The following is a 20,627-nucleotide window of genomic DNA, read 5'->3' on the forward strand; positions in this document are numbered from 1 at the left end:
AGGAGCGATACGATGCCATTAGTAAAGATGAAAGAAATTCTAGACCATGCTGAGAAGAACCAATACGGTGTAGGTGCCTTTAGTGTAGCCAATATGGAAATGGTGCTGGGAGCTGTTCATGCGGCAGAAGAACTGCGCTCCCCGCTTATTTTACAAATTGCAGAAGTCCGTTTGAAACATTCTCCGTTACATATTATTGGGCCATCGATGGTAGCGGCAGCCAAAGCAGCGAAGGTTCCGGTTGCTGTCCATTTTGACCATGGGCTAACAGAAGAAAAAATTCGCGAAGCATTAGAAATAGGGTTTTCCTCCATTATGTATGATGGCTCCCATCATTCGCTTGAAGAAAACATGAAACAAACCATAAAGATGGCGGCGATTGCCCGTGAATATGGTGCCACCGTAGAAGCCGAAATTGGCCAGGTGGCCGGGAGTGAAGATGGTTCGGTCGATCTGGAAGGGATGATTACTTCCGTTGAAGAGGCCAAGCAATTTGTTGCTGAAACGGAAGTGAATGCCTTGGCGGTTGCAATTGGTAATGCCCATGGACTGTATAAAGGGGAACCGAATTTACGATTTGATCGTTTAGAGGAACTTGACCGCGAAGTGAAGACTCCACTTGTCCTTCATGGCGGTTCTGGAATTTCAGAAGAAGATTTCCGACGCTGCATTCGCTACGGCATTCGGAAAATTAATGTAGCCACCGCTACTTTTAATAAGGTGATTCAAACGGTGAACGAGGAAGCGCCATTTAAAGATTATTTTTCCTATCACGAACGAATGATTGAGGCTGCTGCAGAAAATGTCAAACGCCATATACGCATGTTCCAAAGTGAGGGACGTGTGGAGGAGGTAAAAAATTATGTATGAAAAACTTGGTGAATTAAAAGAAGGTTATACAGCGATAACAGATATGGATAACAAGCATCCTGATATGCTTCAGGATATTGGCATTTACACATTGGCAGAAGGAAAAGAGGAGGTTCTATTCGATGGAGGGAAGGAATCGGCTATCCTATTACTAGAAGGTTCTGTCCGTTTGGAATGGAACGGTCACATTCAGGAAATCAAACGTAAGAGTGTTTTTGAAGAAGACCCTTGGTGCCTGCATGTTCCAAAGGGAGTAGAAGTAAAGCTGACAGCATTGACCAAGAGTGAAGTGCTTGTTCAAAAAACCAATAATGAAAAAGAATTTGAAGCCAAATTGTATACCCCGGAAGATTGCGAAAGCTCGGTTTTGGGGGAAGGGATTTGGAATGGAACAGCAGAGCGTGTCATTCGCACGATTTTTGATTATAACCATGCACCTTACTCCAATCTTGTCATTGGCGAGGTCATTTCTTATCCGGGCCGCTGGTCCAGTTACCCACCTCATCATCATGATCAGCCAGAGGTTTATTACTACCGCTTTGATAAGCCACAAGGATTTGGTTGTGCGATGGTGGGGGAAGAAGCATACCGCGTCGAGCATAATAGCTATATTACCATTCCTGGCCATTTAGATCACCCACAAGCAACCGCACCTGGATATGCCATGTACTTTTGCTGGATGATTCGCCATCTTGATCAAAATCCATGGACAGACCGTATCATGGAGGAAGAACACAAATGGCTGCTTGAGCCTGATGCGAAGATTTGGCCGGAGAAATAATAGTAGAATAGGAGAAAATTTATCGCCTGCGTGGCTGTTGAATGAGCCGCAGGCGATTTTTTTAATATTGTAAGATTGCAAGCAATAAATATTATGTTCTAGTTGATCTAAGTATTAGCGAGCATTACAATTGATTTATCAATTGGTAATGAATGGTGATTCAATGGGTATTTTTGTTGATGATTTAAAGGTTTCGTTACATAAAGGATTTATTGACCAAAGGATAAGTAAAACTGGAAATTATAGACCGAAGTTATTAGTGAATAATCCAAGAAATGGAGAAAATGTATTAAATACATTACTTGATGAATTAGAAAGCTGTGAATCATTCTTTTTTTCAGTAGCTTTCATTACTGAAAGCGGTCTGGCAACTCTAAAATCTCATTTTCTTAACCTTAAACGAAAAGGGGTAAAAGGTCGTATATTAACTTCAACCTTCCTAAATTTTAATCAACCAAAAGTATTTAAGGAATTAATGAAAATTGAAAATGTTGAAGTTAGGACAACTAATTTAGAAGGGTTTCATTCTAAAGGATATATTTTTAATCAAAGAAACCATTATTCATTAATTGTTGGAAGTTCAAATTTAACTGCCCATGCTTTAAAAGTAAATTATGAATGGAACGTTAAATTGACCTCACATGAAAATGGGGAAATTGTTTATCATTTCAAAAATCAATTTGAAGAAGTTTGGAACGAAGCTCATCCATTAAATGAAGAATGGATAGAATTATACGAAAAGAGGTACACACCTCTTGTACATAGAAAAGCATTAGACCAAGTAGTAGAATTACCGTCTCAATATAATATAAATTCTATTGAAGAGGCTCTTAAGATTAAGCCAAATAAAATGCAAGAAGCAGCATTACAAGGAATTCAAGCAATTCGTGATGCTGGAGCAAAAAAGGGATTAGTCATATCGACAACTGGAACAGGTAAAACATATTTGTCTGCTTTTGATGTAAGACGTTTCCGCCCAAAACGTATGTTATTTATTGTACATAGGGAACAAATACTGCAAAAGGCAAAAGAAGATTATAAAAAGGTTCTTGGAGGAATTGAATCCGACTTCGGCATACTATCAGGAACTAGTAAACAGACAAATGCAAAATATTTGTTTGCTACGATTCAATCTATTTCTAAGGAAGAAACTTTGGCTCAGTTTGATTCAAAAGAATTTGATTATATCTTAATTGATGAAGTACATAAAGCAGGTGCCCATTCCTATCAGAAGGTAATCGATTATTTTAATCCTGATTTTTTAATGGGTATGACTGCTACACCAGAACGGACAGATGATTATAATATTTTTAAGCTTTTTGATTATAACATTGCCTATGAAATTCGGTTGCAGGAAGCTCTTGAGGAAGATATGCTATGTCCTTTTCATTATTTTGGTGTAACTGATCTTGAATATAATGGTGAATTAATTGATGAAACAGCCGTATTATCAAAGCTTGTTACCGAGGAACGGGTAAATCATATTCTTGAAAAAATCCATTACTATGGATTTTCAGGTGAAAAAGTAAAAGGGCTAATGTTTTGTAGTAGGAAAGAGGAGGCAAAAAAATTAGCGAATGCTTTTAATGAGAAAGGGCTACGAACAGTTGCATTAGTAGGGGATCATTCTCAAGAAGAAAGGGATCGTCGAGTAAAGCAACTTGAAGAAGGACTGTTAGATTATATTATTACTGTTGATATTTTCAATGAAGGAATAGATATTCCTAGTGTAAATCAGGTAGTCATGTTAAGACAAACACAATCTAGTATTATCTTTATACAGCAACTCGGTCGGGGGCTGCGTAAACATCCAACGAAAGAATATGTAACAATTATTGACTTTATTGGTAATTATAAAAATAACTATTTAATTCCAATTGCTTTATCAGGTGATAAATCTCATAGTAAGGATAAATTACGTCGTTGCATCAAGGACACGAGCTATATTAAGGGAGTTTCAACGATCAATTTTGAGGAAATTGCCAAAAAGCAAATTTTTAAAGCGATTAACAACAGTAATTTAACAGCATTAAAAGTATTAAAAGAGGCATTTGTAGAGTTGAAAAATCGGATAGGTAGAATACCTTATCTATATGATTTTGTAGTAAATCATTCCATTGATCCAGAAGTAATTGTCACTAAGCACACGAATTACTATCAATTTTTATTAAAGCTCCAGGAAGAAGTACCATTATTATCGAAGTATGAGAACAGTGTACTGACTATGCTATCTATGGAGATTTTAAACGGCAAAAGGAAACATGAAATTATTTTAATGGACCTTCTTCTACAACAAGAAACAGTAAAATTTGATGATTATATAAAACATTTAATTGATAGTAACTGTTTGGTTGACGATAAGACTCTTTCATCAGTTTTAAGAGTTTTTAGTTTAGAATTTTTTACACAAAGTTATAAAGAAAAGTATGGGAATCAGCCAATCATATTAAATGTGGATGGCATATTTACATTTAATGATGTGGTACGTAGAAGTTTAAACGATAACCCGTTTTTTAAAATCCTTGTAAAAGATGTTATTAAGAGCGCTAGGGAAAAGTCTATGCACTATAAAACTGAAGTACCATTAACTTTATATCAGAAATATTCACGGAAAGATGTATGTAAACTTTTGAATTGGTCTAATGATGAAAGCTCTACTCTTTATGGCTATAAAACCAAACATGGCACATGTCCAATCTTTGTGACTTATTACAAAAAAGAAGATGTTGGATCGAGTATAGATTATGCAGATGAATTTTTAAGTCCTGAAGTCCTTAAGTGGGCAACAAGGAGTAATAGAACATTAGAATCCCAAGAAGTGAAAACAATCATTGAATCAGAAGAAAAAGGTATTGAACTTCATATTTTTGTAAAGAAAGATGATGATGAAGGAACAGATTTTTATTATTTAGGAAAAGCAACCCCAGATAAAAATTGTATCGAACAGGTAACTATGGAAGATGGTAAGGGGAAAAAGCTACCAGTGGTTCATATGAATTTGGTAATGGAAAATCCGATTGAAACTAAACTTTACAGCTACATTATTAATGGTACGAATTAATAAAGATAAGTCTTCTCATTTTGAGAAGACTATTTTTCTTGAATTAATTGCTCAACTGCTGGAATATCCGCAGGTGCCCACTTGAGAGAATTTAAGTTTTCTCTTTTTAACCAAATTAACTTTGAATGTTCACTTGGAGTCGGGGTTCCTTCCACTACTCGGCATTTAATTGAAATTAAATTTATAATAAATGTTTCGTATTCATGGGTATTATCATTAAAAACTTCTTTAAATGTTTCAATTTTACAGTTCAATTCTTCTTTAATTTCTCTTTCTAGAGCGGTGTATATATCCTCATTTGCTTCTACTTTTCCACCTGGAAACTCCCACATATTTGGTATAGACATTTCAGGTGATCTAAGAGCACACAGAATTTCTTGTTGATCGTTTTCAATAATGGCTGCTACTACCTTTATGTGTTTTTTCATGACGGCCTCCCTAAAAAAATCTTTCATAATTTATAATATCATTTTTAAAGTGAATAATCCTATTTTCATTTAAAGGGGGCGGTTATTTACTCTTTAATAAAACTGGGTATACAGAAAACAAAGCATACTAGAAAATTAATGTTAGAAATAATTTGAGGAAGGAATATTAGAGGATTTAAATGCAACTTTATAATGAATCGATGAGGTAAATTTAAAATGTATTAAAAGAATCTGTGTTATTTTATAGAGAGTGGTGTATTTTTACAGTAGCAATAATGATGAAAAGGTGAAAGATTAGTAGCAAGTCATGACTTTCAATAGATGACAAAGGATGAGGGGGTAGCATGGATGAAAATATTATTTCCGATACTAGCATTCATTGGCGGTATTGCGGTGGCGATTCAAGGTCAAATTAATGGAGGGCTAGGGAAGAAAGCAGGGGTTTTAGAAGCTGCTTTTATTTCATTTGGGATTGGAACACTAGCATTGTTCTTTACTGTTATCTTTTTTGGAAAAGGGAATCTATTGGTTGTTACAACAGTTCCAAAATGGCAGTTAATCGGAGGATTGTTAGGGGCTATCTATGTGATCGTTGCGGTTTTTAGTGTGCCGAAAATTGGTGTTGCCCCTACTTTGGCCGCGGTTATTGCTGGACAAATCATCATGGGTATCATTATTGACCACTTCGGATTATTTGGCGGAACTCGGATTCCAATGGATATGAAAAAAATAGTGGCAATGGTTCTATTGTTTATTTCCATTTATTTATTTAATCAAAAATGATTCGTTACGTTCTCATACTTGTTTATTAAAAACTAGAATTTGATAGAATAGGGTATGAAGGAATTGGAAGACCATTCCAGGTTAAAGAGAAGGGCACCAGGTAAAAAAGCTGGACATTTTTACTCTGAATGATCACAGGCTGATTGTCTGTGATTTTTTAAACTAAAAAATGTCAGCACTAGCGGTGAGACCCTTCGTACATGGTCTTGTCGTTTTCCCTCCATCTGTTCTTGGCAAATGCCGCAGAGCAGAGCTTACGCTTTTTTGAAACGAAAGGAAGAGAAAATATGTCGAATAAACTGAAAAGTGCAGAAGTGATACATAAATATATAAAAGCATTTCGATGTCCTCATTGCGAAAGTCCGTTTGAAGTGGTTGATTTAAAAAGCCTTATGTGTAGAAACAACCATACCTTTGATTTGGCGAAACAAGGGTATGTGAATTTGATGTCTCGCCCGACAAAAAGTCATTATCATAAGGAATTGTTTGAAGCAAGGAAGAAAATTATGATGGAAAGTGATTTATATACACTGCTTCATGAGAATCTGGCGAAGGCGATTAAGGAATATAGCGAACATTCTCATTCTCCATTATTCATTTTTGATGCTGGATGTGGGGAAGGATCACATTTACAAAAAATTTTAGACCAATGCAGTGAAATTCCGCTTCAAGGGATTGGTTTGGATATTTCTAAAGATGGTATTGTCATGGCTGCAAAGAATTACAAAGAACCGATATGGCTGGTGGGAGATTTGGCGAAGTCCCCTATTGCTGATCAATCCATTCATGTCATTCTTAATATCTTATCGCCTTCCAATTATAAGGAATTTAAGCGGATTTTAGTTTCTAATGGTCTTGTGATCAAAGTAGTTCCAGGTCCTAATTATTTAATTGAACTACGGGAAGCTCTTTTTGGAGACACGAAAAAGGGGATGGCTAAAAACGAGGAAACGGAAGAACTGTTTAAAAAGCATTTTGATTTAAAGGATGTTATCTCCCTATCTTATACAAAAGAATTAACTCCGATTGAGTTTAAAAACTTAGTTCAAATGTCCCCACTTTCTTGGAATCTGACAAAATCAGATATGGATGTGTTGCTGAAGCGGGATTGTTCAGAGATCACCATTGATTTAAAAATATTAATTGGAAGGAATCATTAGAGAAAGGAAAAGGCGGCTAAGTTTTTTAGCTGCCTATTTTATTTGGTTTTCTATTTCCTATCTTGCAAAGCGAATTGCATAAACAAAGTAGTTGCGAGTCAAGATTTATGTGATGGAATGTATCCAATCGGCTATATCTTGAATCACCTGATGATCTACTTTCTGTGGCACTTTATATTCTTTTTTTACTTTTAGAATTTCTCCGTATATGGCTGGCATAAATAAGTGGTTCAGATTTGGATAAAGTTTAAAGGTGACATTTGGCTTATCAGCCAATAGTTTTTTATATGCATGAAAATCCTTTTCTACTGATGTTTGGACATCTTTCTCTCCATGGAGAATGAGAACGGGTTTCTCTAAATTTCTCAGATAATCAGGAGCAGGATGTTCTCCCATCTCTTTAAAATAATAGGCTCTAACATATTTGCCAAATAGTTTCGTTGATTTTGCTTCTTCATCACTCATTTGATAGATTTGGTCAAATTTAGTAGCTAATTTGGCAACCTGTTTCTTAGCGATTATTTTGAGAAACCAATTTAACGAGTTTAAGACATCCTCATTTTGGGACAACATAATTTCTTCTATTTTACGCGGGGAACCAGCTGCAATGATGATGCCGGCAAAATGGCCACCTTCTGCATCAATACGTGGAGCCAACATCCCTCCCATACTATGACCTAAAACAAAGATCTTACTAGCATCAATCCGTGAATCATTTCGAAGAAAATTTGCTGCTAGAATGGCATCTTCTATCGTTTCTTCTTTGACTGTCATGTTGGTTTGGTGTTTCAATTCTTTGCCGTATACAAAGGTACGCTTATCATAACGTACTACCGCAATTCCTTTTTCGGAGAGTCCATCGGCTATATCTTTAAAAAAGTAATTATTTCCGACTTTTGCATCCATATTGGCTGGACCCGAGCCGTGGACCAATACAACTGCAGGAACCGAACCATTCCTTTCATCTGGAAGGGACAATTTGCCATTAAGTGGATATTTTGTTCCTGCCCCTATGACAATTTTTTCATCGGCCATTGTGTTTTCCTCCTATCTACCACTCATTCTATTATTTTCGTTCCATTAGGTTGATTTCCCTGCCTAAATCATTTTATCGACTATCCATTTGGTTTCCTTGGAGAAAGGAAAAGAGGTAGACAAACAACTCCCATTTGTCATTCTCTATATGGTGGTATATAGCAAAGAAAAAAGTTCCTCCTTACTTGAGGAACTTTTTTAAAACCGATTAACAATTAGCTTTTATTTCCTTTTCTAACTCTTCAATTTCTAATTGCCATTGATCTCGTGTACTATACAAAATTTCGCATACAAATTTTGAAAAGGAATTTTTATTTTGATTTAGCTCTTGTTCTAACTCTTTTAAATCTGCTTTTAATTTTTCCACTACTTCTTTTTTTTCGTCGATAGATAGATATTCGTAAATTTTTCTCATGACATAATCCTCTCCTATCTCCTCGAATAATGGATAAGAATTTACACAGTTTGTCGTTCGATTAATTTAACTTGTATCTCTTCATGAGAATTTTTCTCCTTGTCGATGGCCTGAAGGAATAATTTTTTTCCGATTTCAACCAAAGGGATTTCGAGTGTGGTGATGTGCATGATTTTTGCGATTGGCTGGTTATCAAACCCCATAATGGCTAATTGTTCAGGGATGGAGATTCCTTTTTCCTTACAGCAAGTAATGATACCAGCTGCCACAATATCGCTAGTCACTAACAAGGCAGTAGGTGGATCATCCATTTCTGTTAATTGCTGCACCACTTTAACTCCATCCTCAAATTTAAGACATTGATCAAAAATGTAATGGGGGACATAGGGTGCATGGATCTTTTTCAGAAACTCTTTGTAGGCTTTTTCCCTTTGCTTACTATTGGTTCCTGACTTTCTACCAATGCAATAACCGATCTTTTGATGGCCATTCTTATGTAAATATTCTAAGGCATTGAAAAAACTTTTATAATGGTCAATAAAGGTGGAAGATACCTTTCGCCCCCTTGAATCTTCACAAAGAACGATGGGGCCGTATTGTACATACTCTTCGATCACATCCCAACTACAGCTTCTTGAACAGATAATTAAAGCATCAATCTGTTTATGTTGTAACATCTTTAATGCTTCCACTTCTCTGTTCACCTCATAATTGGTTTGGAACAGAACTAATTTGTAATTGTTCTTTACCGCTTCATTAGATATTCCTTCCATTAACAAACCAAAGTAAGGATGATTGGTGAAAGGAATGACTACCCCTATGAGAAAGGTTTCTCCTTTACTTAAATGAACCGCATTTAAATTTCGTTTGTAGTTGGTTTCCTCTATCGCCCTCCTAACCGCTTCTCTTTTTTCTTCGCTCACATATGGATGATTATTCAATACACGGGAAACGGTTGTAACAGATACTCCTGCTTTTTTTGCAATATCTTTAATATTTGCCATCGTTTGAAACTCCTTACGAAAATGGTTTTTTCTTCTTGATCTGAAATGCGTTTCACCATTTACAATCATTTTGACATCATTCACCGTGATAAGGAGTGAAGGAAATGTTCGTTATGAAAGGTATTTTGTGCTTATTGTTCTTATGCGGCTCTATTCTAATATTAGCATCATTTTCCATTTCCCAGTATCAAAAAAGACATCCCAACAAAAAAACAAAAGAGTAGGGGATAAATTACTATTATTGTAATATTTGGATAATGGTTACTGTATAGAAAATGAGAGGGAAGATGTCATGAAAAGTAGGGGATATGATAACATTTGAACGGACTTTTACTGTGTGGGATGTAGAATGATTTACTAAGATTTCAGGAGATAAGGGGATTTATCATAAAACCCTGGAAGAACAGGGAAGACTGTTCATCAATGGACTATTAACCTTTACGCTGATTACAAATGTAGACAGGGATCCAAACGTTTTGTCTCGTATAATGGATTTTGAGATACCATCATTTGTGAGGTAAAAATTGAAAACTACGAATAGCAGGAAGAAAAAAATCGAACTGCTATCGCTGCCTCCTTTGTATGTAAAAATCAGAACGATAAAGAGGTCTTAAAAGAGGCTTTGCGGGTGTTATTTTATAAATACCATCTATATTGACGTAATAGTAGTAGCGATGGAAAAAACTGGTTTTTAAGGGGAAAACGTGCATATACATGCCAAAAATAAAGGGAAGACAAAGGCCTTCCCTCAAAATGAATGGTTACTTTATATTCTCATAATGTTCATGAAACACTTTAAAAAGCCTTTCATCTCCACCGCGGTCGGGATGGAGGGCTTTTAACAACTTTTTAAATTCTTTTTTTAGATCGTGGCTGTTTGAGTCTTGGTCCAGTCTCAACAACTCACTATAGTTCATAGTGCTAGATCCATTAAGTTCCATCTGTGTGTTTAGGCATTTTTTTAAGGTGCGTACCTTAGATTGTTCAATATGTACACGGGTCTTTAATAGTTCTATTTGTTCGGTCAGACGGCGATTTTCCTGAAGGGACTCTTCTAATTGGGAAGAAAGGTGAGCGGTATGGGTTTGTATCATAAACGCAATAAGGTCTTTAATATGGATTTTGTAGGTGGTGTTCCTTCTTTTGTCCATTTTGGCCTTTATTTTGCCTTCCTTAATCCATGTCATTACCTCTTGATCACTGGCAGCAATGCCATTCGAAGTTAAATGGGCAGCAGCTTCTTTTACACTCAGCATATTTCTCACTCACTTTTTCCGTAACTAGATTGACATTTAAGGATAGAACTATCCTATCATTGAATTTTTTCAGAAAAAGGACAGGATTGTGACATGAAATTAAAGTATATTTACAAGTTCATGAAATAAAGATCCTATTCAACAAGTCAGCTATCCAATTATCGGTGTTGACTTTTTATGTAATAAAAAAGACGGAATTTGGCTTGGTTTTATTTTAGGACTCCAGTAAAACGGGTTTTTGTAAATATCCTAGGGAGAGGGAAAAATAAAAGTAGAATACGTAAAAAACAAAGAAACGTGTAAAAAATGATTTTTTTGATATAATGAGCCAGTCACAGGGAAGGCTTGATTTATTAATTCCTTTATTCAAATAGGCTTTTACGTATAAAATAGGTTCGGAAAGGTGTGAGAGTATGGAAGATAAACGTTTTAAATATGCACATAGAGAAGCGAAAATCGGTGTCATCCTTGTCATCATCAATTTTGCTATTTGGTATGGCTTTGCCTATGGATTGGGAGGACAAGATCCAACTACGTATACATACATTCTTGGTTTTCCAGCCTGGTTTTTTTATAGCTGTATTGCTGGAACTGTTTTTATGATTGTGCTGATTGCCGTCGTCATAAAATTCTTCTTCACTGAAGTTTCCCTTGAGGAGGAGGATGACGGATGCATTGGCAAGTAATCATTCCACTGGTCATATTCCTTGTGAGTATATTTTGTATAGGTTTTTGGGCAAATGCACGTTTGCGACACTCCAATTCATTTCTATCGGATTATTTCCTTGGCGGACGAGAAATGGGTGGCTTCTTGCTTGCGATGACCATGATGGCGACCTATGGAAGTGCGTCAAGCTTTATTGGTGGTCCGGGTGTGGCCTATCAAACGGGATTAGGTTGGGTCTTACTAGCTATGGCTCAATTGCCGGCAGGATATTTTGTCTTAATGATTTTAGGAAAAAAATTTGCGATTATCGCTCGGAAATATGAGGCAATTACCTTAATTGATTTCCTTAAGGCACGTTATCAATCCAATGTAATTGTTCTACTTTCTGCATTTGCGATTTTTGTTTTTTTATTCGCTTCCATGACTGCCCAATGGGTTGGTGGTGCCCGATTAATCGAGTCATTAACTGGGGTATCTTATCAAGGAGCATTGTTGATTTTTTCAGTAGCGGTGCTAGTTTATGTCATTATTGGCGGATTTGCGGCAGTTGCTTTAACCGATGCCATGCAGGGATCGGTCATGATTATTGGGACGGTCATTCTCTTGGTTGCTGTGATCACGGAAGGAGGCGGGGTTTCTGCCATTATGGCGAATCTTGTGGCGGAAAATCCTAATTTCGTTTCGCCATTCGGGGCAGATGCTAGTCTTTCACCGCTTTATGTATCGACCTTCTGGATCTTAATTGGAATTGGAGTCATTGGTCTTCCGCAAATCGCTGTTCGGGCGATGAGTTATAAGGAGTCAAAAGGAATGCATCGTGCCATTATTATTGGAACCATTGGTATTGGAACGATTATGTTTGGGATGCACTTAATCGGTGTATTTGGACGAGCCGTGATTCCAGGAATAGAAGTAGGTGATAAAGTAATGCCTACTTTAACGCTGGAAATTTTACCGCCAGTACTTGCTGGAATCGTTTTGGCGGCACCAATGGCAGCCATTATGTCGACAGTAAATGCCTTGTTAATCCTTGTAAGTTCAACGCTTGTTAAAGATGTCTATTTAAACTATTTGAAACCTAAGGCGAATGAGGCGGAAATCAAACGGATGAGTTTTCTTGTGACAACCATTATTGGGATTGCTGTTGTAGGTTTTGCCATTCGTCCACCAGAACTATTAATTTGGTTAAATTTATTTGCCTTTGGTGGGCTGGAATCCGCCTTTTTATGGACCGTTGTTTTAGGTCTCTATTGGAATAGGGCAAATAAATATGGAGCATTGGCATCGATGGTAATCGGACTAGTTTCGTATGTGTATATTTATCAATTTCATGGGAATTTGCTTGGTATGCACACGGTAACAATTCCTGTCATTATTTCTCTCCTTGTGTTTGTTCTGGTAAGTAAGTGTACAAAGCAAATGGTTCAGCAACCATGGATGTCTTAATGCCAATTAATGTACGGAAAAATGAGCACAGCCCCAAGGATGGGTCTGTGCTCACTTCTTAAATTCTTTTGATTACTGCTGAGGAGCAGAAGGAGTGGAAATACTTTGTAAAGCTTGTTCGGCTTCATTTGCATAGATATTTTGTACGGCAAGATCGCCTAGAGCCACCATTCCTACGATTTTTCCATTCTCTGTTACTGGTAATCGGCGAATTTGTTGTTGTGCCATCAAATTGGCCGCCTCATGAACATCCATATCAGGTGTAGCTTGTACAATTTTTTGTGCTGTCATGACTTGAGACACAGGTGTTTGTGCTCCTTCTCCTTGTGCTGTTGTACGAAGGGTAATATCACGGTCGGTAATCATTCCAACCACTTCTTTATTGTTGTTGACTACTGGGATTGCGCCAATATTATATTGACTCATTAACGCGGCAGCTTCTTGTACAGTTTGTGTTTCATTAACAGTAACCACATTAGATGTCATGATATCTCTTAATTGTGCCATGTAATGACCTCCAAAATAAAATTTTCTTTTATAGGATGGGATCGAGTAGCTATTTTATTAATGGTACATTTTACTAGCCAATGGCTACGCAGCTTTGGTGGAATATAAATGCATGCGTCAGCCAAATTTTCCTTCGATATTTGCTTGTATCATGGTTAATCTAGGTGTAAGGTTTGATATTTTTTAGAAACAGTTGTAAAAAAAGCGCGTTTTCTGCAAGTATGTCAACCCTAAAAATGTACATAAATCATGGAAATAATGATAGATATTGGGGATTTTGTGGAAAAGGAAACGATTCCAATTAGGCGAATAAAACTTGTCATTCTAAGCTTTGTTAGATGTATCGTGATAAAAACACGAAAGGATATTCACCCACTTCCAACTCCTTCCTGAAATATGACAAAAATCTCATGGTATGATGAAAGTGAATTTTGGCAACAGCGATTTTTGACAGGGGAGGATGTTAGAAATGGCAAAGAAAAAAGGATTAGTAACTGTTGCAGCGGCGGCAGCGTTATTGATGACAAGCCCTATCGTTCATAAGGCAGAAGCCGCAACCATCAAAACTGATGTACAAAAACATGTATATGTATACCAAAGCACGAATTGGAATGATATAAATAAAATTTTAGAGCAAATCTATTCACAATATGGCATAAAGATTCCAAAGCAGACGGTGACTCAGCAGCAATCACCTAAAATGAACCCAACTGAACAGACACAGAAGCCTGCACAGCCTAAAACAACTCAGCCTGTTCAGCAACCTGTAAAGGCTGAAAAGCCAGCAACACCACAACAACCAGCATCTAAGCAAACAACGAACAGCTTAAGCGCCTATGAGCAAAAAGTGGTTGACCTTACCAACCAAGAACGTGCAAAACAAGGTCTTCCTGCTCTTAAGGTGGACGAGCAATTAAGTAAAATGGCGCGTGAAAAATCACGTGACATGTCCGCAAAAAACTATTTCAGCCATACGAGCCCAACTTATGGTTCACCATTTGATATGATGAAACAATATGGCATTTCTTATCGTTCTGCTGGTGAAAATATTGCCATGGGACAACGTACACCAGAGGAAGTAGTTAAGGCGTGGATGAATAGTGAAGGCCATCGTAAGAATATTTTAAATCCGAACTTCACACATATTGGCGTTGGCCACGTTTCTCAAGGTAACTATTGGACACAAGAGTTTATTGGTAAATAAAAATTACTTCTCTGATAACTTTTACGCATGGGGAATCCATGCGTATTTTTTTATGTTTAAAGGATGTTACAAGCGCGGATCTTTATGATTTTATGAAAAAAATGACCGAAATTTTATTTTGAAAGACTTACTTGTTTTATTCTGATTATTTGTTAAAATATACCTGTTAAATTAAGGGAATTTTTCTTTAAAGGAGAGGAATTACAATTGAATATCGGTTTAGGGCTCGTACTAATACCAATTGCCATTATTTTTATTTCACTAGGGATATTCTCTCGAAAAAAGAAAAATAACATCATTGGTAATGGATTGTTAATAGCAGGTACCGTCATTTTAATGGGAAGCGTTACTTTACTTACGGGTTTATATGATCCATATGCCAATCACATTCCAAAATGACAATTAGCCATCATCTAAAAAAGAAACGGTAGTATTATTAGTAATAATGGCATGCACAAGTTCATTCAACTAACGGGGCCATTTAGTTGGAGTGAATCATCGAAATATTTAAACCTTTTTCTAATTAATATTTACTAATAATTAAATAAGCATAATCAAAAGGAGGGGAAATCAATGTATGAATACAAGTTTGTAAAAATAGAGTTGAAAAAATTATCTGGTAAACCTAAGGAAGACTATCGAGAAGTCATTAAAAATCACGCAAATGAAGGCTGGCGTTTTGTTCAAATTTTTTCTCCTGATTTTGTAACTTCAGGAGTTGCAGTAGGATCATACTTTGAATTGATATTTGAAAGACCTATAAAACAGTAAACAGAAACCATTCGTTATGAAAGTTTGTGAAACATAACATTTAAACTAAAGAGGGCTTTAATAGAAGAACATTATGCTTAATAAAGACCATCATCCAGTGGATAAGAGGTCTTTTTTTTATCTCAAATAGAATAGGTATTATCGAAGTTGGAAAATTTTAAATATCCCCCTTAAAACAAATGTCCATCGCATGTTATAAAAGAAATAATGACGCGCGACCATTCACGCGTCATATTATATGTCATTGATTCGATATGCACCTTAAAACGGAACACCTTAGTCATTCACCGATGCTTTTTATTCATGTTCACTTACATACCTAAATGATGCTAAAACCATTTCAAAACCAAACTTTTTCGTTTTTATCGCCCTTCAATTGTTCGATCCCGGCCAGAGATCATTCCAAATACCATGACGATAATCGTGACCAAGCTGAGGGTGATTAGCGGGATGGTCCATGAATGGGTATGGTCAAATAAGTAGCCAATAAATAATGGTCCAACCGCAGCCAAAATATAACCAGTGGATTGAGCCATTCCAGATAAAGCGGCAGCTTGGTTCGCATTTCTTGTTCGCAGGCCAATATAGCTAAGGGCTAATGGAAAAGTTCCACCTAAACCGATTCCGATGAAAATAATACTTGTAATGAAAATAGGGTAAGTGGAGCCAAAAAGTAAACCTATATATCCCATTAACGTGCACACATTCAACATAAAGGCTAGCCAGGTTTGGGAACGAAGCCGTCCGGCCCAGACAGGAATGAAGAAGCTGGCAGGCAGTCCCACTAATTGGCTGAATGAAAGCATCCATCCGGCTGTTTCCAAACTCATGCCACGGCTATGTAAAATTTCAGGCAGCCAAGAGATTGTCACATAAAATAAAAATGATTGAAACCCCATGAAAATCGCGATTTGCCATGCCAGTCCTGAACTCCAAACAAATGTTGTACTGACAAGGGTCTTTTTTGTATCTTGAGGTTGTTCTTGATTAAATTTTTGTAAGTAAAACCATACGAAAATGGCAATGGCCGCTGGTAATCCCCAAATGACTTGAGCTCCTTGCCATCCAAGGTCTAGACCTACGGCTAATGGAACACTGATGCCTGAGGCTAATGAAGCTAGTAGGCCCATGGAGGTAGAATAGACACTTGTTAATAGACCAAATTTTTCCGGGAACTTATCTTTTACAATAGCAGGAAGCAGCACATTTCCAATGGCGATGCCTGTCCCGGCAAGTAGTGTTCCCAGGAATAGAAAAAACGTCATCGGGATCGACCGAATGCTAATTCCAATTAATAGTGAAAATAGGCCGATTAATAATGTTTTCTCATTGGATAATTGAGCCGCAATTTTTGGAACAATCGGGGACATGACGGCAAAGGTGATTAACGGAAGGCTCATTAATAAACCGGCACTCCAATGGGCAAGGCCGACATCTTCTTGGATCATCCCAATTAGTGGACCCAGTGAGGTAATGGCTGGCCGAAGATTAAAGGCAACCAGAACAATTCCCGTAATGAGAAAAAAGATATATGTAGATTTCGAATGTGAATGTGCCTGTTGTAACTCCACGGAAAGAACTCCTCTCTTTGTATAAACCACCTAAAGTATATCATATGTCGTTTTCTTATGAATATTAGAGTGACATCACCTTTTTTCAGGTCGCAGATAGTATCACATAAAGCATTGCACATATCCGCAAATGCTTGACGATTTTACTAGCACTAGTACCAGGGGAGGTCTCTTCTTTTTAAGCACAAGATATCCATCGCCAATGAAAAGTTCAACTTCAGGTTCTACACCATTTTTGTCCTAAATAAACTTCTCTTTTTTCAAAAACCATTTCTTTCAAAATAAAAATAACTCCCTAAAAGGAGTCATTTTTATTTATGCTCGTTATTCATTTTTCGAACCGTCTTTATTATTGTTTTTTTAGGTATATCGGGATATTTTTGTTTTATTAAGTCAATGCAAGTGACTAAATTTTCTTTTTGCAAAAGATACCTTATTTCATATTCGACAGTTGATGGCAGCTTATTGTCTGTATTGTCAGCACCCTGGTCAATTTCAGTTTGAAAGTTATGGATTAAAAATACTAATAATGTATGAATGAAAACAATTAATATTTTTATGCCAATAGAAAGATTCACTGTTTGAAATATAGAATCAAGAAGACTAATCACAATAAAACTACCTAATAAATCAAATATTGCAGAAATAAAGTTGCCATTCATTTTTAAAAAATTAAAATCAGCCATTACTTTCAACAAACTGTCTATGAAGATATTCAATATTAAATCAGCTATATAAAATACAACAAGAAACAGGATTAAATACATTAACTTAGAATAAGATCCATCCATTAAATTAATAATCAATAGATCTATTAAAATGAATGGGAAAAACAAGCTTGCGAAAATAAGAAGAATAGGGAATAAAGAAAATAGTTGTTTTAACATGATGTGCTCCATTTTTTAAAAAACTTCAGAGAAAGAATTCAGAGCTTATTTTTAATGACTATTTCCAATCTCGATTATGAATTTCTAATCCTTTATCACCGAAGAAATGCTTGATGTATTCCTGTTCTTCTTCTTCCGTTCTCATTTTTATTGCTGTGCTCTCCTCCGGTTTTACCTCTCTAATCAAAGCATAGTCATTGAGCATATCAGAGAAGTCTCCTTGCTTCCATTTGTCTATAATTTTCACAAATTCTGCTGGGGCATTTAACTTGACTGCTTGGTTGTGTAGGTATTGAAGGTTAGCTTTTGTCACCTGAATTCTTGCTACGTCAGCAGTTCCTTGAGGAATAAATTTGTGATACTGTTCACCTTTAAACTCAAGCTTTTGTAAAGATAAAGTTATCAAGTGGTTTTGGAGATCCTTCACATTATTAATTTCTCCAACGTTTTTGGCAGCTTGTTCCAATTCTTCTTGGAGTAACGCCAACCTTTTCGATACCTTTTACTACATGCATTCTTGGTGGTTTGAGATTAGGATACTCAGTTTCATTAGATTCTACTTTACTTTTATCACTATTTGATAAAGCAATCAATGCTCCTCCTGCTACAATTGCCAAGCTAAGGGCAGCAGCAATAACAACTTTTTTATTCATCATGAAAAATCCTCCTATTCCAGTTATTTTTGAAAGTTGTTTTTAATGAATTCAGCTTCTTCTTCAGGACTCATAAGACCATGAGCTTCACCGACGTTTCCACCTTGGTATCTCCATAGGTAGTTATGGTCTTCATCTGCTTTGGAAAAATCACCATTTTTCCATCTTGTAACAATTTCTAACAAGTCTCCTTTGATTTTAAAAGAGCTATTAGAAACAATATGATAAACAATCTCAATGTTTTCTGGAGTTATTGGATAAGCCCCCCATTTATCATCAGCTCTAACTTTTTGATGAGTCATTTTGTGCATGACATCAACAACAGTCACCTCAGCAGAATCTGGTTTAAGACCTAATTCATTTTCTCCACCAATGTAGCCAGTTTGTTCCTCATGTTCTTTCTCTTTTTCTTTCTTCTCTTCTTGAGAAACAGCTTTTTCGATCTTCACTTCTTTTTTCTTGAATTCTTTAACATTATCAATAATCTTCATCGTGGCTAGAAAAATAATTGCACAAGCAGCAAGAATGGAAACAGACCAAATTACATATTTTTTCATAGAACCCCCCCATTACCATATATTCTTATTTGAGAAAAATTTTATCAAGATGGAATTGTGTCGTAATTTCGCGGACCTGTTTCCCTAGTATTCTAAGTTATTGACATCATGTCATATTGTTTGTTATTCTTTTTGTAAACGATTTCAATTTAGGGGGATGGGAGAAATGATGTCTGAGTTCTTGCCAACATTAGAGTTTGCTAAACAGTTAGATGAGAAAGACACTCTATCGCGTTTTCGTGAGGAGTTTTATTTAAAACCAGGAACGATTTATATGGACGGAAATTCATTGGGGCTTCTTTCGAAGAGAGCAGAAAAGACACTGCTAGAGACACTGGAAGATTGGAAGCAATATGGAATTGATGGCTGGACACAGGGGAAACATCCATGGTTTTATATGTCGGAGGAATTAGGTAAGAAACTGGCGCCATTAGTGGGGGCTTCAGAAGAAGAAGTGATTGTCACTGGCTCCACCACCGTTAATCTACATCAGCTTGTCTCCACCTTTTATAAACCGGAAGGAAAACGTACAAAAATATTGGCAGATGAACTTAATTTTCCATCTGACATTTATGCTCTTCAAAGCCAGTTGAGGCTTCATGGTTTGGATCCGGATACTCACCTCATTCGGGTAAAGAGCCGTGATGGTCGTTATTTAGATGAAGAGGATCTTATTCAAGCTATGACCGATGAAGTGGCTCTAGTCGTTCTCCCAACGATTCTTTACCGAAGCGGACAAATTTTAGATATGAAACGATTAACAGAAGCAGCCCACAAAAAAGGGATCATAATCGGGTTTGATGCCTGTCATTCGGCTGGATCGATCCCACATTATTTCAGTGAATGGGATGTTGATTTTGCCTTCTGGTGTAATTACAAACATTTAAATGGCGGACCAGGTGCAGTAGGCGCCTTATTTGTCAACCGAAAACATTTTAATCAATTACCGGGAATGACTGGTTGGTTTGGTTCGAATAAAGAGAAGCAATTCGATATGGAACATACGTTTACACCTGCAAACTCTGCCGGAGCTTTCCAAATCGGAACTCCACATGTGCTGAGTCTTGCACCCCTGATTGGGTCCTTAGACATGTTTCATGAAGCAGGAATAGAACGTATCCGTGAAAAATCTTTAAAACTTACTCAATATTTAATGGATTTAATTGAAACAGAATTGGCTGGCATGGGATTTCACATCGGCTCACCAAGAGAAGAGGAACGACGAGGTGGACATGTAAGTCTTGAGCATGAGGAAGCTGCCCGTATTTGCAAGTCCCTAAAGGAAAATGGCGTTATTCCTGATTTCCGGGCACCGAACATTATCCGTCTAGCTCCAGTTGCACTATATACTTCTTACCAAGAAGTTTGGGAAGTTGTCCAAATTCTAAAAACAATCATGACCGAAAAGCAGTATGAAAAATTTAAGAATGAGCGGGAAGTGGTCGCTTGATATATTGAAGACTCGCCAAATGGGCGAGTTTTTTGTTTGTACATAGAAAAATTGGTTAAAGGCAAGTTCTAGCACTGCCTTATGATCTGTCAGAGGCTATCTTAGTTGAGCGCCTACATGG

The 20,627-nt window shown here is 36.7% G+C and carries 22 protein-coding genes and 1 pseudogene; 12 read left to right on the top strand and 11 right to left on the bottom strand.

What is annotated here, in order from left to right:
* The first annotated feature begins 12 nt into the window (after window positions 1-12).
* The 3 genes from G4Z05_RS03325 (at window position 13) to G4Z05_RS03335 (ending at window position 4,712) form a co-directional block, all read left to right on the top strand.
* The gene (locus G4Z05_RS03325) at window positions 13-870 is read left to right on the top strand and encodes a class II fructose-bisphosphate aldolase (protein WP_163250462.1); all 858 of its coding nucleotides are present in this window, start codon (window positions 13-15) and stop codon (window positions 868-870) included.
* Window positions 863-1,651 (top strand): 5-deoxy-glucuronate isomerase, encoded by a 789-nt coding sequence (locus G4Z05_RS03330; protein ID WP_163250463.1) that lies wholly within the window; start codon window positions 863-865, stop codon window positions 1,649-1,651. The genes G4Z05_RS03325 and G4Z05_RS03330 overlap by 8 nt, the downstream gene beginning before the upstream one ends.
* 163 nt (window positions 1,652-1,814) lie before the next feature.
* Window positions 1,815-4,712: a DEAD/DEAH box helicase gene (locus G4Z05_RS03335; protein WP_163250511.1), complete on the top strand. Its 2,898-nt coding sequence runs from the start codon at window positions 1,815-1,817 to the stop codon at window positions 4,710-4,712.
* A gap of 29 nt (window positions 4,713-4,741) precedes the next feature.
* On the opposite strand, the gene G4Z05_RS03340 is transcribed toward G4Z05_RS03335, so the two are convergent.
* Window positions 4,742-5,140 (bottom strand): (deoxy)nucleoside triphosphate pyrophosphohydrolase, encoded by a 399-nt coding sequence (locus G4Z05_RS03340; protein ID WP_163250464.1) that lies wholly within the window; start codon window positions 5,138-5,140, stop codon window positions 4,742-4,744.
* A gap of 348 nt (window positions 5,141-5,488) precedes the next feature.
* Between G4Z05_RS03340 and G4Z05_RS03345 the strand changes: the two genes are divergently transcribed.
* Window positions 5,489-5,923, top strand: a complete 435-nt coding sequence (locus tag G4Z05_RS03345; protein WP_163250465.1) for a DMT family transporter — start codon at window positions 5,489-5,491, stop codon at window positions 5,921-5,923.
* A gap of 287 nt (window positions 5,924-6,210) precedes the next feature.
* Complete coding sequence (locus G4Z05_RS03350) at window positions 6,211-7,083, top strand: putative RNA methyltransferase (RefSeq protein ID WP_163250466.1); 873 nt, start codon at window positions 6,211-6,213, stop codon at window positions 7,081-7,083.
* A gap of 105 nt (window positions 7,084-7,188) precedes the next feature.
* Here the strand turns inward: G4Z05_RS03350 and G4Z05_RS03355 are convergent, their stop codons facing one another.
* The 3 genes from G4Z05_RS03355 to G4Z05_RS03365 all read right to left on the bottom strand — a co-directional run bounded on the left by G4Z05_RS03355 (window position 7,189) and on the right by G4Z05_RS03365 (window position 9,537).
* Window positions 7,189-8,118 carry an alpha/beta hydrolase family protein gene (locus G4Z05_RS03355; protein ID WP_163250467.1) on the bottom strand — a complete coding sequence of 310 codons (930 nt, stop codon included), beginning with the start codon at window positions 8,116-8,118 and terminating at the stop codon, window positions 7,189-7,191.
* A gap of 208 nt (window positions 8,119-8,326) precedes the next feature.
* Window positions 8,327-8,533, bottom strand: coding sequence for a hypothetical protein (locus tag G4Z05_RS03360; RefSeq protein WP_163250468.1), 207 nt, complete (start codon window positions 8,531-8,533; stop codon window positions 8,327-8,329).
* 41 nt (window positions 8,534-8,574) lie between these two features.
* Window positions 8,575-9,537 (bottom strand): LacI family DNA-binding transcriptional regulator, encoded by a 963-nt coding sequence (locus G4Z05_RS03365; RefSeq protein WP_163250469.1) that lies wholly within the window; start codon window positions 9,535-9,537, stop codon window positions 8,575-8,577.
* 308 nt (window positions 9,538-9,845) lie between these two features.
* On the opposite strand from G4Z05_RS03365, the pseudogene G4Z05_RS16470 reads away from it, so the two are divergent.
* Window positions 9,846-10,179 (top strand): annotated as a pseudogene (locus G4Z05_RS16470) (hotdog family protein).
* A gap of 119 nt (window positions 10,180-10,298) precedes the next feature.
* Here G4Z05_RS16470 and G4Z05_RS03375 read toward each other — a convergent pair.
* Window positions 10,299-10,793, bottom strand: a complete 495-nt coding sequence (locus G4Z05_RS03375; protein ID WP_163250470.1) for a MerR family transcriptional regulator — start codon at window positions 10,791-10,793, stop codon at window positions 10,299-10,301.
* A 413-nt stretch (window positions 10,794-11,206) separates the two neighbouring features.
* On the opposite strand from G4Z05_RS03375, the gene G4Z05_RS03380 reads away from it, so the two are divergent.
* Both G4Z05_RS03380 and panF read left to right on the top strand, forming a co-directional pair.
* Window positions 11,207-11,479 carry a YhdT family protein gene (locus G4Z05_RS03380; protein WP_163250471.1) on the top strand — a complete coding sequence of 91 codons (273 nt, stop codon included), beginning with the start codon at window positions 11,207-11,209 and terminating at the stop codon, window positions 11,477-11,479.
* On the top strand, window positions 11,464-12,906 hold the full coding sequence (gene panF, locus G4Z05_RS03385; protein ID WP_163250472.1) for a sodium/pantothenate symporter: 1,443 nt from the start codon (window positions 11,464-11,466) through the stop codon (window positions 12,904-12,906). The genes G4Z05_RS03380 and panF overlap by 16 nt, the downstream gene beginning before the upstream one ends.
* Window positions 12,907-12,978: 72 nt before the next feature.
* Here panF and G4Z05_RS03390 read toward each other — a convergent pair whose 3' ends face one another.
* Window positions 12,979-13,413 (bottom strand): CBS domain-containing protein, encoded by a 435-nt coding sequence (locus G4Z05_RS03390; RefSeq protein ID WP_038539214.1) that lies wholly within the window; start codon window positions 13,411-13,413, stop codon window positions 12,979-12,981.
* A 469-nt stretch (window positions 13,414-13,882) separates the two neighbouring features.
* Here G4Z05_RS03390 and G4Z05_RS03395 point away from each other — a divergent pair, with 469 nt between their 5' ends.
* From G4Z05_RS03395 to G4Z05_RS03405, 3 genes are all read left to right on the top strand, one after another.
* Entirely contained in the window at window positions 13,883-14,617 is a 735-nt protein-coding gene (locus tag G4Z05_RS03395; protein WP_163250473.1) for a CAP domain-containing protein, read from the top strand.
* A 207-nt stretch (window positions 14,618-14,824) separates the two neighbouring features.
* Window positions 14,825-15,016 carry a hypothetical protein gene (locus G4Z05_RS03400; RefSeq protein WP_163182753.1) on the top strand — a complete coding sequence of 64 codons (192 nt, stop codon included), beginning with the start codon at window positions 14,825-14,827 and terminating at the stop codon, window positions 15,014-15,016.
* A 174-nt stretch (window positions 15,017-15,190) separates the two neighbouring features.
* Window positions 15,191-15,388: a DUF4177 domain-containing protein gene (locus G4Z05_RS03405; RefSeq protein ID WP_038539223.1), complete on the top strand. Its 198-nt coding sequence runs from the start codon at window positions 15,191-15,193 to the stop codon at window positions 15,386-15,388.
* Window positions 15,389-15,750: 362 nt separating this feature from the next.
* On the opposite strand, the gene G4Z05_RS03410 is transcribed toward G4Z05_RS03405, so the two are convergent.
* From G4Z05_RS03410 to G4Z05_RS03430, 5 genes are all read right to left on the bottom strand, one after another.
* On the bottom strand, window positions 15,751-16,959 hold the full coding sequence (locus tag G4Z05_RS03410) for an MFS transporter (protein WP_051968262.1): 1,209 nt from the start codon (window positions 16,957-16,959) through the stop codon (window positions 15,751-15,753).
* Between the two features lie 311 nt (window positions 16,960-17,270).
* Window positions 17,271-17,846, bottom strand: coding sequence for a hypothetical protein (locus G4Z05_RS03415; protein ID WP_163250474.1), 576 nt, complete (start codon window positions 17,844-17,846; stop codon window positions 17,271-17,273).
* A 58-nt stretch (window positions 17,847-17,904) separates the two neighbouring features.
* Entirely contained in the window at window positions 17,905-18,333 is a 429-nt protein-coding gene (locus G4Z05_RS03420; protein ID WP_163250475.1) for a DUF6241 domain-containing protein, read from the bottom strand.
* Entirely contained in the window at window positions 18,278-18,502 is a 225-nt protein-coding gene (locus G4Z05_RS03425) for a hypothetical protein (RefSeq protein WP_163182757.1), read from the bottom strand. The genes G4Z05_RS03420 and G4Z05_RS03425 overlap by 56 nt, the downstream gene beginning before the upstream one ends.
* A gap of 20 nt (window positions 18,503-18,522) precedes the next feature.
* On the bottom strand, window positions 18,523-19,056 hold the full coding sequence (locus G4Z05_RS03430) for a DUF6241 domain-containing protein (RefSeq protein ID WP_163250476.1): 534 nt from the start codon (window positions 19,054-19,056) through the stop codon (window positions 18,523-18,525).
* A gap of 166 nt (window positions 19,057-19,222) precedes the next feature.
* Here G4Z05_RS03430 and kynU point away from each other — a divergent pair, with 166 nt between their 5' ends.
* Window positions 19,223-20,506, top strand: coding sequence for a kynureninase (gene kynU, locus G4Z05_RS03435; protein ID WP_038539237.1), 1,284 nt, complete (start codon window positions 19,223-19,225; stop codon window positions 20,504-20,506).
* Window positions 20,507-20,627 lie beyond the last annotated feature (121 nt).

The organism is Neobacillus thermocopriae (genome assembly GCF_010975035.1).
GTDB classification, from domain to species: Bacteria; Bacillota; Bacilli; order Bacillales; family Cytobacillaceae; genus Neobacillus; species Neobacillus thermocopriae.